Consider the following 12,857-nt stretch of genomic DNA (forward strand, 5'->3'; position numbering starts at 1 on the left):
CTCCCGTAGGAGTCTGGGCCGTGTCTCAGTCCCAGTGTGGCCGTCCACCCTCTCAGGCCGGCTACGCATCGTCGCCTTGGTGGGCCGTTACCCCGCCAACTAGCTAATGCGCCGCGGGCCCATCCGTAAGTGGCAGCCAAAGGCCGCCTTTCAACCGGAAGCCATGCGGCCCCCGGTGTTATCCGGTATTAGCCCCGGTTTCCCGGAGTTATCCCGGTCTTACGGGCAGGTTACCCACGTGTTACTCACCCGTCCGCCGCTGAGCCCGATAAGGAGCAAGCTCCCCTCGGGCTCCGCCCGACTTGCATGTATTAGGCACGCCGCCAGCGTTCGTCCTGAGCCAGGATCAAACTCTCCATCAAAACATTTATGCTCATCCGAAACTCAAAGGCGCTTTGTCTTGTTCAGTTTTCAAGGTTCAAGTTCCAAGCACCACTTTATTTTAACTCCATCTGACCTTTTTGTCAATTCCTCGGTGCTCGTCTTTTTGCCGCCCGTTTGAGCGACGATTAAAATGATAACATGATGCAAATAATTATGCAACTCTTTTTTTTAATCCATTTGATGGAAATTTCCTTTTCATGCCCGCTCCTTTTCGGAGCGAATTATAAAATAACATCACAGAGGATTTTTGTCAATAGAATTCCATGATCTTTTTGCGATCGGGTTTCCAATCACAAAAATTTTTGCTTGGCACGGGGATTTCCCGAGAAGAAGATGATTTTCATCCGGACCGATACCCGCCGCGGTTCTCCATCTTTTCCGAAAAACGGACGGCCGCCGTTCCTGTTCCTCCGCGCCAATATGTTGCGCATTTCGGTTGAAGGACGGCGGCTTGACAACGGGGGCGAGACCGCGCCAACGGCAAATCCCGGGATCCTCTGCGTCAAGATTCATAGGAAAATTCTCCCGGGACGTCTTTCAAGGTATTAAATAAAATAAGAAAAATCTAATCCTTGTTATGTGAAAAATTTGTTTTTTTCATGTACCGAAGGCAATCGTTCGGGGATGCGATCCGCTTGAAAAGGCTGTAAAGGATATCGTAACGCTCTTCCATTCCCGTTTTCACATAATGATTAATCCGCTCATCGTAAAGATCGAAAAGCAATTCATCCATTTCCCGTTTTAACAGATAAATCAGCTCTTCCTTTTCTTTATCGTCCACCAACAGTCCGATCATGTTCTGCACCTCCCCGGTCATTGGCTATTTTATTTTTTGCGATTATTTTGATCTTATTCGAATCCGAATATTTGCCTTTTCTCCTGCATAGCTTTCAATAAGACCGGATGGACGAGGTGACGGTTATGAACTTTTTTTACGTCATTCGCTGGAAACAGATCAGGAATATTTCCATCATCATCTTGACTTCTTTGGCGGCGGCCATGTTTTTATATTTGAATACGGGTGCGATGGAGACTTTTCTAACGAAAGACGGACCGAAAGCCATTTATAAAGGAAAGCGGGGAGTTTCGCTGACCTTTGACATCCTTTGGGGGGAAAATCAGGCGGTACACATCCTCGAACAATTGAAAATAGAAAAGGTAACATCCGCCACTTTTTTTCTTTCCGGCTCCTGGGCGGAAGGGCATAGCCATATCGTCGAAAAAATCGCCGAGGCCGGATACGAAATCGGATTGCTCGGTTATGAATACAAGGATTATTCCGAAATCGACGATGCCGCCATCAAAAAAGATATTTTGAAAGGCCTTGAAGTTTTTGAAAAACTGGACGTCCCTTACAAAAAATATTTGCGGGCGCCTACCGGGCATTTCGACAAGCGGTTATTAAGCATCGCCAACAACTTGGGCTTTACCGTCGTCCATTGGAGCATCAATACGAACGATTGGAAAAGTCCGGGGACGGGACCGATCATAAATTCGGTGAAGGACGCTGAAAACGGGGATATCATTTTGCTTCATGCTTCCGATTCGGCCAAACAGACGGCGAACGCCTTGCCCGGAATTTTAAAAGAACTGCAAAAGAAAAATTTAAAGCTTACGACGGTTTCCGAAAATTTGGTGGAAGGAAAATGGGACACAAGAGAGATTCATTGACCGAAAAGACGCGGGATGGCGCCGGCTGGCGGGGAAAGACCGAACCTCCCTTCAAAAAAAAATGGTCCCCGGAATCTCCCGGGGACGGCGAAGGGTTAAACTTTTTGCGCTTTTTTCGGAGGAAGCGGCTTCATGCCGCTCCCTTCTTTTCTTTTTTTCCGTTCTTCCCTTTCTTTTTGCGAACGCTCCAAGTAGGCGGGAAGGGACAACAGTTGGTACGTGTTGCACACGAGCAGGGGATAAATCATCAGCTGCAGCCAGTTCGGATCGTTATTTCTTAAAGCGGGAAGCCACTCAATGACCGTTACCACAACCATGAAAAAAAGCGCCGGGACGAAGGTTTCCTTATCGGATTGCTTCATTTTAAAATAGGCGACCAGGATGCCGTACAGCAAGATCAGCAAAGCCACGGCGAGATATGGAAAAATCCCTTCGTTTTCCGCGGCGAACAGACGGTACCGGAAATAAACCAAATCAAATAAAGCAAAGGCGAGGAACAGGATTTGCACCGGGTTCCAAAGCGAACGGAAAATGCCGAGGCCGATCCGATGCAAGGTCAAATAGGCGAAAAAGCCCATTTGGCTGACCGTGCTGAAGAGAAGGCCGATGCAAAACAGCCAAAAAGCCGATGAAAGGATTTCCAGCACATCAAAGGATTGGAAAAACGGGAGAAAATCTTTCCAGCGGATAATAAAGCCGGTTAAAACGGTAACGGCTCCTCCGATGCATAGGGTCGTTATAAAAAATTTTACCCAATTCCTGGTATTCACAATTCTTCCTCCACCGTAAATTTAAATCCTTCCTCATTTTAACAATTTGCAGGACAAAAATCCACTTCGCTGGTTCCATGCCGGCCGGCCCGGAATCCCTTCCCTTCGCCGCCATTTTCCGGTGCGAATATTTTTTTGCCAAAAAATCATCCTAATAACAACACCTTCTTTAGGAAAGGAGCCCGTCCGGGTCATGAAAAAAACGATCATGCTCCCTTTTTTGGCCTTGTTCCTCATTCCGCTCGGCTGTTCCACGCAGGCGGAAAATGTTGGGGAGCTGAAATATGAGGAAACGAAAAAAATGGTGACCGACATATTGAAGACCGACGAGGGCAAACAGACCGTCAAAGAATTGCTGGCTGACGAGCAATTCAAAACGTCCTTCATCATGGACAATCAAACGGTTACGAAGGCCATCGAAGATACGCTCGTCTCCAACAAAGGAAAAGAATTTTGGAAAAAAGCCTTCGAGGATCCCGCTTTTGCGGAAACCTTCGCCAAAAGCATGCGGACGGAAACGGAGAAATTATTGAAATCTTTAATGAAAGATCCGGAATACCGGGGCATGATGATGGAAGTTCTCCGCGATCCGGAAATGGAAAAGGAATTATCCGATTTAATGAAGAGCAACGAATATCGGGAGCATCTCAAACAGCTGATTACGGAAACGATGGAAAGTCCGCTGTTCCAGGCCAAGCTGCAAGATTTGATCATCCGATCGGCCGAAAGCATCCGAAAGGAAAACCAAGACGGCGCCAGCAACAATACGCAATGAAAGGAAAGGATGAAGTCCACGAGGATCCGAAGAGTCCCACTTTTTCCGCCCGGAACCGCCCGTTATCGAAACAATGAAACTCAGGAGGCCCATGGGTTCTCCTCTCCAGGCGTCCGAATCACCCATGGCGCAAAAAGAAAGTCCCGCCGAACCCCGGTTCGGCGGCATGATTTTTGCCCCCCAATCCTGACTGGCAAGCGGGCAGCGGGCGGCAGGTCCCGGTTCGGCGCCGCCCGGCGCAAGGCAATCCCGCTCAGTTTTTCTCCTTTTCCATGATGAGATCATCGATCTTTTCCGCGATCTTAAAGTAGATTTTCCCGATCGGATGGTCGATCTGATAGACGGACGGGGCGAATTCCTCATCGTCCCAATAGGGCTGTTCCAGGGGGATTTGCCCCAGCAACGGAACACCCAATTCTTCCGCCAATTTTTTCCCGCCGCCTTTTCCGAAAACATATTCCTTTTTCCCGGTCGTCCGGCTTTCAAAATAAGACATGTTTTCAATGACCCCTAAAATCTCGTGGTTGGTCTTCAGCGCCATGGTACCCGCCCGGGCGGCGACGAACGCGGAAGTGGGATGGGGGGTCGTGACGATGATCTCTTTGCACGCCGGAAGCATTTGATGGACGTCCAATGCCACATCCCCCGTTCCGGGAGGAAGGTCCAAAAAGAGATAATCCAAATCTCCCCATTCCACTTCCCGGAAGAAATTGTTCAGCATTTTTCCCAGCATCGGGCCGCGCCATATCACGGGGGAATTGTCTTCCACAAAAAACGCCATGGACATGACTTTCACGCCGAAACGGTCGACGGGGATAATTTTTTCCCCCCTGACCACCGGCCGGTCCACGATCCCCATCATGTCCGGAACGCTGAATCCGTATATGTCCGCATCGAGGAGGCCCACTTTTCTCCCCATCCTCGCCAGGGACACCGCCAAATTGACGGAAACGGTCGATTTGCCTACCCCGCCTTTGCCGCTGGCCACCGCAATGATGGCCGTATTTTTTAACAGTTTCTCGAATTCGCTTTCAATTCCTTCGGGGCGGAATCGTTCGATCACCTCGTCGGGGAGCTGGGCGAATCGGATGCCGACCGTGGCGGCCCCGGCGTTTTTTAAGCGGTTGACAATGTTCGACTGCATTTGTATCTGTTCAGCGGTTCCGGTCTTGGCGATGGCCACCTTCACGCTGACGTGGTTTTTCTCTTCCTTTACTTTGATTTCCAAAATTCCTCCGGTTTCCTTCAGCGGTTTATGCAAAATCGGATCCTCGATCTCCCCTAATATTTCTCTTACCTTTTCTACAGTCAGCATCTCTTCTACCACCTTTTTCGCACATCTGTCAGGAAAATTTTTACGGTGAAAGGGCCGCGACCGCCGGCACCCTCCGGAAAAGCTGCAGTGAAACTTTCCGCGGGAGAAGTTTTGCGGTTTGGCGTTCCCGGCCCGTGGAAACGGCCAATTTTTGAAATCATTTTTTTACCATTATACCATATGGGCTAAGAAAAGCTGCCAAAGAATGCCTTCGGGGGTTAATCGGGATTCCGAAAGTCCGCGGGATTTCCGCCCGGAGATTTTCATCATGGGAAAGGAAGCTGGAGAGTTTATATCCGGCGGAAGGAGGCGGGGATCGGAGCATTTCATCGGGGGCGGTCTCTTCTCTTGGCAAGGAGGCGTCGGAAAATTAAAAAAGTTCTTGCCGCACGGGGATGACAACCTGTTTCTTTCCGCCGGTTTATGACACGCCGGCGGTTCGGACCGCATTGTCCCTTCGCCCCGGTTATTCCTCCTCGTCGGTTTCTTCTTTTCTTTCCTTTCTTTCGTCGGTGAAATAACGCAAAATTCCCTTGTATACGGCATCGGCCACTTTTTCCTGATGATCTTTATCCATCAGCAGCCTGCGTTCATCAGGGTTCGACAAAAATCCCGCTTCGACGAGAACGGCAGGTTTTTTCACGCTTTTCAGCAAGTATACATGATTGATTTCCTTCGCTTCCCGGTCGGTATTTTTCAAATGGTTGACCAGTTCTTCCTGAATGAGTTCCGCGGCGATTTTGCTTTCGATCAATTTTCCGCTGTAAAAGGTTTGGGCGCCCCGCCATTTCGGGGAAGGGATCGAATTCAGATGGATGCTGACAAAAAGCTCCGCGTCCGATTCATTGACAAGATCGGCCCGCCGGTGCAGATCCTGTACCTTTCTCCGGCTCAATCCCCTCGTGTCTTCATCGGCCAAATCCCGGTCCGTCTCCCGGGTCATATAGACGAAGGCCCCTTGTTCTTGCAAATAATCCCGCAATTTTTTCGAGATGGATAAGGCGATGTCTTTCTCAACCGCCCCTCCCTTTTCCGCTCCGCCGTCCGGGCCCCCGTGTCCGGGATCGATGTAAATCATCCGTCCGGTTAACGGAAGATTCCAGTCTTTCCATGAATGAATGCCCGCAAATAGCTGCTGGAGCAAAAAATAAAAAGCAAAAATTGCAAAAACGGAACCAAACAGGATCAGCCATTTTTTCCTCATTCGATAAACCTCCTCGCCTGTCCATTAAATCTATATGGAGACAGGCACTGTTTTAGAACCGGCCAAAAGGAGGTGATTCCTTTTCTCCGGCATCCTTGCGGGATTCCCATCGGAAACCAGGAAAAGCATGGAAAACCCCTTGTCCCGAACGGAAGCGAAAGCGCCCGCCGGACAGACGGGAACCTCCGCAGCGGGCGCCTGTACGAGAGGAAATTTTTTCCACGGAAAAAATCGGTTTCAACTTTGCAGGAAAGGGAATTTTTCCCCGAAAAGATGGTTTTAACCTGAAGAAAAGGGAAGATTTCTCCCAAAAAATCCGGTTTGAACCCGAAGAGAAAACAAGATTTCTCCCGGAAAAAGATCTTTCCCAAAGGGCTCGGACATGGGCATCCCCCGAAAAACGGAAAACGCGTTCCCGGGAAAAGGTTCCCCCTACGCCCGCAAAATCCCTTTCCCGATGCGGGGAAGGCCCGCCTTTGAAAACGTCGGTTCTCCTAAAGGCGGAACCGGAACATCTATCCCGGCCGGCGGACAAGGCCCAAAAATGGGGCCATCCTCGGCGCATGGCGCCAAACATCCTTTTCCTGCCCGTCCGGCGGGACCATCTTTCAACACGCCGGCCGGTCAGCCGCATCCCATGCCGGCATCACCCGCGAGCCTTCTCCCCTCCTCGGCGCGACGCCGGCCGACAATGGGCCGAAGGCATCCCGGCAACGGAAGACAACAGGATGTCCGCGGGATGCGCCGGCTCGCAAGGCCATACAGGAATTCGGAGACCATCTCCTTCTTTTAACGGAAGGCACATCCCGAATCCCATAGAACCCGGTTTGCCGCGGGCATCCTGGAATCCGATATAAAAAAACTCCCAACCAGTTCGGCAGGGAGCTGAAACCATAATCGTTGCAAATTACCGTTTGGAAAATTGGGGCGCGCGTCTTGCACCTTTGAGACCGTACTTTTTCCGTTCCTTCACCCTTGCGTCGCGGGTGAGCAACCCTTCCCGCTTCAAAATCGGGCGGAAATCCGGGTTGACTTCCAGCAAAGCGCGGGCGATGCCGTGGCGGATGGCTCCGGCTTGACCGGTAAAGCCTCCTCCCTTGACATTGACCAACACATCGTAACGGCCCAGCGTGTCCGTGACGACAAGGGGTTGTTTAACGATTTCCCGCAACGCAGGAGTGGGGATATAGTTTTCGAAATCCCGATCATTTATGATAATTTTTCCGTCGCCTGGCACTAAGCGCACACGGGCAACCGAAGTTTTCCGACGGCCAGTTCCGTAATATTGTACCTTAGCCAAAGTCATTTCCCTCCTTGTGAATTATCAGCCGATCTCATATTTTTCCGGCTTTTGGGCTTGGTGAGGATGTTCGCTTCCGGCATAAACGAACAGTTTTTTAAACATTTTCCGTCCCAAGGTTCCCTTCGGAAGCATGCCGCGAACCGCATGCTCGATCATTTTTTCCGGGTAGTTCGTACGCATTTCCAAAGCGGTTCTCTTTTTGAGTCCGCCGGGATGTTGGCTGTGGCGGTAGTAGATCTTTTTCGTCAATTTTTTGCCGGTCAAATGAACTTGCGATGCGTTGATGACGATCACATAATCACCGGTATCCACATGGGGTGTGAAGGTCGGTTTATGTTTGCCGCGCAAAATGCTGGCGACTTGGCTGGCAAGGCGGCCGAGCGTTTTGCCGCTGGCATCAACGACATACCATTTCCGCTCAACTTCGTGTGGCTTAGCCATATATGTCGTACGCATGAATTTCCCTCCTAAAAATCAAAAAATGGTATATTTCGACACAATAAGTTCCGGGGCTTATCGTGGAAAAGACAGCATACCATATGCTATAATATCTTTTTCAATTATCAATGTCAAGTTTTATTTCTTTAATCCATGTTCCGGCAGGCCCCTTCAAAGATTTTGCTCCGCCCATCCGGCGCCCGGCCATTTCCGGCGGCATTTGGCAGGCCGCCGGAAAGGCTTCTCATGGAATCTTTGAAAACCGCAAACGGGAAAACCGCGCATTTTTCCCGATCAATAGAAAACTTCCCATAAATACAACCCGTGGCCGGGAACGGTTTTCCCCGCCAGATTCCGGTCTTTCCTTGCCAAGATCTCCGGGATCTCGTCCGCATCCCTTTTTCCGGAACCCACCTCCAGTACCGTTCCGATGATGATCCGGACCATATTGTACAAAAATCCGTTCCCTCTCACCCGGAAGACCATCTCGTCCTTCGTTTCCGAGAGTTCGAAGGCTTCGATCGTCCGGACCCGGTCTTCCGTTTCCGTCTTGGCCGAACAAAATGCGGTAAAATCATGGGTTCCGACAAAATATCCCATCGCCTTCCTCATCGCCGGAACGTCGAGCGGCTCGGGGAAATGGTAGGCATAATGGCGCAAAAAGGGATCCCTTTCCTTTTTGCGCAAAATGCGGTAGCGGTATTCCTTTCCTTTGGCCGAGTAACGGGCATGAAAGGATGAATCGACGAACTCCGCCTTCCTTACGGCAATTTCATCGGTAAGGAGGGCATTGAGGGCCTTCACCCACTGCTCCTCCCGAAGGGACAGCGGGCTGTCAAAATGAATGACCTGGCCGACGGCATGCACCTTTCCGTCGGTTCTTCCGGCCGCATGGATGCGGATTTTCCTCCCTTTATGCATCCTTTCCAACGCCTTTTCAATTTCCCCTTGCACGGTCCGTTTGTCCGGCTGGATCTGGTAGCCGGCAAAATTGGCGCCGTCATAGGCGATTACGCATTTGATCCGTTTCATACCGATCCCTCTTTACGAGCGAAACATAAACAGCACCGCCGCCAGCAGGGCGAAGAGGAGCGTGGCGATCGTGTCCTTCGTCCGCCAATGCAACACCCTGTACTTCGTCCTTCCCTCGCCGCCCCGGTACCCCCTCGCCTCCATGGCGGTGGCCAATTCTTCCGCCCTTTTGAAGGAGTTGATGAAGAGGGGGATGAGCAGCGGGACGACGGCCCGGATCCTTTCTTTCACCGGCCCGGTAAAATCCGCGCCCCTGGCCATTTGCGCCTTCATGATTTTGTCCGTTTCATCCATCAAAGTCGGAATGAACCGTAATGCGATGGACATCATCAGGGCCAATTCATGCACCGGGAAACGGAATCTTTTCAAAGGGTTCAGCAAATATTCCATCCCGTCCGTCATCTCGATCGACGTTGTCGTCAGCGTGAGCAGGGAAGTGGTGATGACGAGGAGCAAAAACCGCAGGGAAACGAATACCCCCAGCGTCAGCCCCCGCTCATAAACTTTGAACCCTCCGTACTGGAAGACCACATCTCCTTCCTTCGTGAAAAACAGGTGAAGGAGCAAGGTAATAAGGATGAGCCAAAAAATGAATTGCAACCCGTTGAACAAAAATTTCACCGGAACCTTCGACAGAATGACCAGCCAGAGGGTAAACAGGGCCAGTATCGCGTAAGTCGCCGCATTATTGGGAATGAACACGATGCCGATATAGGCGGTCAAAAGGACCAGCTTGCACCGGGGGTCCAGGCGGTGCAAAAGGGAATTGCCGGGCACATAGCGCCCGAAAATCATCTTTTCCATCATCGTTCCTTCCCCCGTTCCAGCCGCCCGCAGATCCGGTCGATCAATTCTTCCACCGTCAAACAAGGTTCGCCGAGCGGTTCCCCGAGCTTTTCTTCCAACCTGAGCTGAAACCGGATCGATTCCGGCACATCCAGCCCCAGCTCCAGCAGCTCTTTCGGGGAAGAAAAGATTTCCTTCGCCGTCCCCTGCCGGTAAATTGTCCCTTTGTGCATGACAACGATGTGTTCGGCATATTTGCAGGCGTCTTCCATGTTGTGGGTGACAAGAACGATGGAGATGCCCTTTTCCTTGTGCATCCTTCCGAACATCTCCATGATTTCCGCGCGTCCCCTCGGATCCAGGCCGGCCGTCGGTTCGTCCAGCACGAGCACCTCCGGTTTCATCGCCAGCACGCCGGCGATGGCCGCCCTCCGCATTTGTCCGCCGGACAAGTCGAAGGGGGATTTTTGCAGGAGATGTTCGGGCAGGCCCACCAGCCTGACGGCCTCCCTCGCCCTTTCCTTCGCTTCTTCCTCCGGGACGCCAAAGTTCAACGGGCCGTAACAGATATCCTTTTCCACCGTCTCTTCAAAAAGCTGGTGTTCCGGAAATTGAAAGACGATCCCCACCTTTTGCCTGAGGGGTTTCAAATGTTTTTCCCTTTTCCCGGAAACGATCTGGACGTCACCGATGCGGATCGATCCCTTCGTCGGCTGGAGCAAGGCGTTCAAATGCTGCAATAAGGTGGACTTCCCGGATCCGGTATGGCCGATGACGGCGGTGTAGCTCCCCGGTTTGATGGCCAGGTTGATGTCGTAAATCGCCCGTCTTTCAAAGGGCGTATTGACGTGGTAACGGTATTCTAATTCCTTTGCAATAATTTCCATAGGTAATCCACCAACGTCTCTTCCGTGAAATCGCGATCCGGGATGTCGATCCCCCGATTCTTTAGGCCTTTGATCAATTTGTGCACGAAGGGTGCATCCAGTCCCAATTCGTACAGACGGTCGCCAAAGGAAACCAATTCCTCCGGGTTTCCGATGTGAAACACCTTTCCTTGGTTCATGATCAGGATCCGATCCGCCTGCAGCGTTTCTTCCAGATCGTGGGTGATGGAAATAATGGTAAGATCAGCCGACGATTTGATATCGCGGATCGTCTCGATCACTTCTTTTCTTCCCCGGGGATCCAGCATGGAAGTCGCTTCATCGAGAATCATGATTTCCGGGGCGAGGGCGATGACGCCGGCGATCGCCACCCTCTGCTTTTGGCCGCCGGACAGATGATGGGGCTCCTGGTCGAGAAACTCTTCCATTTTCACCCGTTTTAACGCTTCGAAAACCCGGTCCGCCATGACTTCCCGCGGGATTCCCCGGTTTTCCAACCCAAAAGCCACATCATCCTGAACGGTCGAGCCGACAAATTGATTATCGGGATTTTGAAAGACCATCCCGACCTTCGACCGTACGTCCCAAATCGTCTCCTCGGACAAGCGGATATTTCCCACGGTAATTTCGCCGGATTCGGGGAACAATAAGCCGATCATCAATTTGGCGATGGTCGACTTCCCCGATCCGTTGTGGCCGACGATGGCCAGCCATTCCCCGGGCCGGACGGCAAAACTGACATCTTCCAAAGCGTAGGGCCCGTTTTTTTCATAGCGGAACGATACATGATCAAAGCGGACGGCCGGCTCCTGCATGGATCCATCCTCCCCTCCACTCGGCTTATCCCTGCTCGGCTCTCCTCTTCGCCTTCCGAAATTTGCGCCAATAATAAAAAAGCCTGCACCCTGTCCATGCAGCCAAAAATATATGCTATTGCCTGTCGAGGGTGCCAGAGCTAGACGAAGATATTCTCCTCATCATAACGCTCCATTAAGGCCTTGGGAAACAAATGAAAAGAAAAGGGCATACAATCCGGCCAATGCCATTGCCCTCGTCTTTTCCGAATCGATCAGTCAACAAGTTCAATGATCACCATCGGAGAACCGTCGCCGCGGCGCGGTCCGATTTTCAAAATCCGCGTGTAGCCGCCTTGGCGGTCTTCATAGCGAGGCGCGATCTCCGAGAACAATTTTTGCAAAGCATCCTGCTTTTTCTCCGCGTCGGCGGTTTCTTTGCGGATAAACGCAGCCGCTTGGCGCCGCGCATGCAAATCTCCCCGTTTGCCGAGGGTGATCAGTTTTTCTACAACCGACCGCAGTTCCTTTGCGCGGGCTTCCGTTGTTTCGATCCGCTCATTTATAATTAAATCGGTGGCCAAATTTCTCAACATGGCTTTGCGGTGATCCGATGTACGGCCCAACTTTCTGTAGGACATGTTGTTCCCTCCTTCATGAAGTTTGAATGGCTCGTTCCGCTCCTGCACCTTAGTCGTCTTTGCGCAGGCTCAATCCCAATTCCGCCAATTTGGACTTCACTTCCTCCAACGATTTGCGGCCCAAATTGCGGACTTTCATCATATCTTCTTCCGTCTTGTTGGTGAGTTCCTGGACGGTATTGATCCCCGCCCGTTTTAAACAGTTGTAGGAACGGACGGAGAGATCCAGTTCTTCGATGGTCATTTCCAGGACTTTTTCTTTCTGGTCTTCTTCTTTTTCGACCATGATCTCCGCATGCTGCGCTTCATCGGTCAAACCGACAAAAATGTTCAGATGCTCGGTCAAAATTTTTGCCCCGAGAGCTATGGCTTCCTTCGGGCCAATGCTCCCATCCGTCCACACTTCCATCGTCAATTTGTCGTAGTTCGTGGATTGTCCGACCCTCGTATTTTCGACCTGATAGGCGACCCGGGAAACGGGCGTATAGATCGAATCGATGGGAATGACACCGATCGGTTGGTCGTCCCTTTTGTTCTGATCGCTGACGACATACCCGCGGCCGCGCTTCGCCGTCATCCGCATGTGCAGCCTGCCGTTCGGCGCTAGCTGGGCGATGTGCAGATCCGGGTTTAAAATTTCCACGTCGCTGTCATGGGTGATATCGGCTGCGGTTACTTCGCCTTCCCCTTTCGCATCGATTTCCAGGATCTTTTCTTCGTCGGAATAGATTTTCAAAGCCAGTTTTTTCAGATTCAGAATGATAGTCGTTACGTCCTCCACGACCCCTTCGATGGTCGAAAACTCGTGAAGCACGCCATCTATTTGAATCGACGTGACCGCGGCACCAGGGAGTGAG

Annotated in this window: 14 protein-coding genes and 1 rRNA gene; 2 read left to right on the forward strand and 13 right to left on the reverse strand. The window is 51.3% G+C overall.

The genetic code is table 11. From position 1 onward, the window contains the following. Together A3EQ_RS0112635 and A3EQ_RS0112645 are read right to left on the reverse strand one after the other, a co-directional pair. A 16S ribosomal RNA gene (locus tag A3EQ_RS0112635) occupies positions 1 to 362 on the reverse strand; the annotation flags it as partial. A 587-nt stretch (positions 363 to 949) separates the two neighbouring features. Beyond that, positions 950 to 1,180, reverse strand: a complete 231-nt coding sequence (locus A3EQ_RS0112645; RefSeq protein ID WP_020155539.1) for a hypothetical protein — start codon at positions 1,178 to 1,180, stop codon at positions 950 to 952. Between the two features lie 125 nt (positions 1,181 to 1,305). Between A3EQ_RS0112645 and A3EQ_RS0112650 the strand changes: the two genes are divergently transcribed. Further along, on the forward strand, positions 1,306 to 2,055 hold the full coding sequence (locus A3EQ_RS0112650) for a polysaccharide deacetylase family protein (protein ID WP_020155540.1): 750 nt from the start codon (positions 1,306 to 1,308) through the stop codon (positions 2,053 to 2,055). A 95-nt stretch (positions 2,056 to 2,150) separates the two neighbouring features. On the opposite strand, the gene A3EQ_RS0112655 is transcribed toward A3EQ_RS0112650, so the two are convergent. Next, entirely contained in the window at positions 2,151 to 2,825 is a 675-nt protein-coding gene (locus tag A3EQ_RS0112655) for a KinB-signaling pathway activation protein (protein ID WP_020155541.1), read from the reverse strand. 193 nt (positions 2,826 to 3,018) lie between these two features. On the opposite strand from A3EQ_RS0112655, the gene gerD reads away from it, so the two are divergent. Beyond that, positions 3,019 to 3,600 (forward strand): spore germination lipoprotein GerD, encoded by a 582-nt coding sequence (gene gerD, locus A3EQ_RS0112665; protein ID WP_020155543.1) that lies wholly within the window; start codon positions 3,019 to 3,021, stop codon positions 3,598 to 3,600. 253 nt (positions 3,601 to 3,853) lie between these two features. Here gerD and A3EQ_RS0112680 read toward each other — a convergent pair whose 3' ends face one another. The 10 genes from A3EQ_RS0112680 to A3EQ_RS0112750 form a co-directional block, all read right to left on the reverse strand. Beyond that, positions 3,854 to 4,915 (reverse strand): Mrp/NBP35 family ATP-binding protein, encoded by a 1,062-nt coding sequence (locus tag A3EQ_RS0112680; protein ID WP_020155545.1) that lies wholly within the window; start codon positions 4,913 to 4,915, stop codon positions 3,854 to 3,856. A 466-nt stretch (positions 4,916 to 5,381) separates the two neighbouring features. Next, positions 5,382 to 6,119 (reverse strand): N-acetylmuramoyl-L-alanine amidase CwlD, encoded by a 738-nt coding sequence (gene cwlD, locus A3EQ_RS0112690; protein ID WP_020155547.1) that lies wholly within the window; start codon positions 6,117 to 6,119, stop codon positions 5,382 to 5,384. Positions 6,120 to 7,026: 907 nt separating this feature from the next. Continuing rightward, on the reverse strand, positions 7,027 to 7,419 hold the full coding sequence (rpsI, locus tag A3EQ_RS0112710) for a 30S ribosomal protein S9 (RefSeq protein ID WP_026499945.1): 393 nt from the start codon (positions 7,417 to 7,419) through the stop codon (positions 7,027 to 7,029). 24 nt (positions 7,420 to 7,443) lie between these two features. Continuing rightward, positions 7,444 to 7,878, reverse strand: a complete 435-nt coding sequence (rplM, locus tag A3EQ_RS0112715) for a 50S ribosomal protein L13 (protein ID WP_020155550.1) — start codon at positions 7,876 to 7,878, stop codon at positions 7,444 to 7,446. A 276-nt stretch (positions 7,879 to 8,154) separates the two neighbouring features. Next, positions 8,155 to 8,892, reverse strand: coding sequence for a tRNA pseudouridine(38-40) synthase TruA (gene truA / locus A3EQ_RS0112725; RefSeq protein WP_020155552.1), 738 nt, complete (start codon positions 8,890 to 8,892; stop codon positions 8,155 to 8,157). Positions 8,893 to 8,904: 12 nt separating this feature from the next. Further along, positions 8,905 to 9,699, reverse strand: coding sequence for an energy-coupling factor transporter transmembrane component T family protein (locus A3EQ_RS0112730; RefSeq protein WP_026499946.1), 795 nt, complete (start codon positions 9,697 to 9,699; stop codon positions 8,905 to 8,907). Beyond that, positions 9,696 to 10,565 carry an energy-coupling factor ABC transporter ATP-binding protein gene (locus tag A3EQ_RS0112735; protein WP_020155554.1) on the reverse strand — a complete coding sequence of 290 codons (870 nt, stop codon included), beginning with the start codon at positions 10,563 to 10,565 and terminating at the stop codon, positions 9,696 to 9,698. The genes A3EQ_RS0112730 and A3EQ_RS0112735 overlap by 4 nt, the downstream gene beginning before the upstream one ends. Continuing rightward, positions 10,541 to 11,380 (reverse strand): energy-coupling factor ABC transporter ATP-binding protein, encoded by an 840-nt coding sequence (locus A3EQ_RS0112740; protein ID WP_020155555.1) that lies wholly within the window; start codon positions 11,378 to 11,380, stop codon positions 10,541 to 10,543. The genes A3EQ_RS0112735 and A3EQ_RS0112740 overlap by 25 nt, the downstream gene beginning before the upstream one ends. 254 nt (positions 11,381 to 11,634) lie before the next feature. Further along, complete coding sequence (rplQ, locus tag A3EQ_RS0112745; RefSeq protein ID WP_020155556.1) at positions 11,635 to 12,000, reverse strand: 50S ribosomal protein L17; 366 nt, start codon at positions 11,998 to 12,000, stop codon at positions 11,635 to 11,637. Between the two features lie 49 nt (positions 12,001 to 12,049). Next, positions 12,050 to 12,857: DNA-directed RNA polymerase subunit alpha (locus tag A3EQ_RS0112750; protein WP_026499947.1), on the reverse strand; the 808-nt coding region annotated here is incomplete at its 5' end.

Source organism: Caldibacillus debilis DSM 16016 (assembly GCF_000383875.1).
GTDB classification, from domain to species: domain Bacteria; phylum Bacillota; class Bacilli; order Bacillales; family Caldibacillaceae; genus Caldibacillus; species Caldibacillus debilis.

What these genes read in the sequence shown, in the direction of transcription:
- A3EQ_RS0112650 (WP_020155540.1), top strand. Translation starts at nt 1,306, where the DNA reads ATGAACTTTTTTTACGTCATTCGCTGGAAACAGATCAGGAATATTTCC.
- truA (WP_020155552.1), bottom strand. Translation starts at nt 8,892, where the DNA reads ATGAAACGGATCAAATGCGTAATCGCCTATGACGGCGCCAATTTTGCC.
- gerD (WP_020155543.1), top strand. Translation starts at nt 3,019, where the DNA reads ATGAAAAAAACGATCATGCTCCCTTTTTTGGCCTTGTTCCTCATTCCG.
- rplQ (WP_020155556.1), bottom strand. Translation starts at nt 12,000, where the DNA reads ATGTCCTACAGAAAGTTGGGCCGTACATCGGATCACCGCAAAGCCATG.
- A3EQ_RS0112735 (WP_020155554.1), bottom strand. Translation starts at nt 10,565, where the DNA reads ATGGAAATTATTGCAAAGGAATTAGAATACCGTTACCACGTCAATACG.
- A3EQ_RS0112740 (WP_020155555.1), bottom strand. Translation starts at nt 11,380, where the DNA reads ATGCAGGAGCCGGCCGTCCGCTTTGATCATGTATCGTTCCGCTATGAA.
- A3EQ_RS0112680 (WP_020155545.1), bottom strand. Translation starts at nt 4,915, where the DNA reads ATGCTGACTGTAGAAAAGGTAAGAGAAATATTAGGGGAGATCGAGGAT.
- rplM (WP_020155550.1), bottom strand. Translation starts at nt 7,878, where the DNA reads ATGCGTACGACATATATGGCTAAGCCACACGAAGTTGAGCGGAAATGG.
- cwlD (WP_020155547.1), bottom strand. Translation starts at nt 6,119, where the DNA reads ATGAGGAAAAAATGGCTGATCCTGTTTGGTTCCGTTTTTGCAATTTTT.
- A3EQ_RS0112730 (WP_026499946.1), bottom strand. Translation starts at nt 9,699, where the DNA reads ATGATGGAAAAGATGATTTTCGGGCGCTATGTGCCCGGCAATTCCCTT.
- A3EQ_RS0112645 (WP_020155539.1), bottom strand. Translation starts at nt 1,180, where the DNA reads ATGATCGGACTGTTGGTGGACGATAAAGAAAAGGAAGAGCTGATTTAT.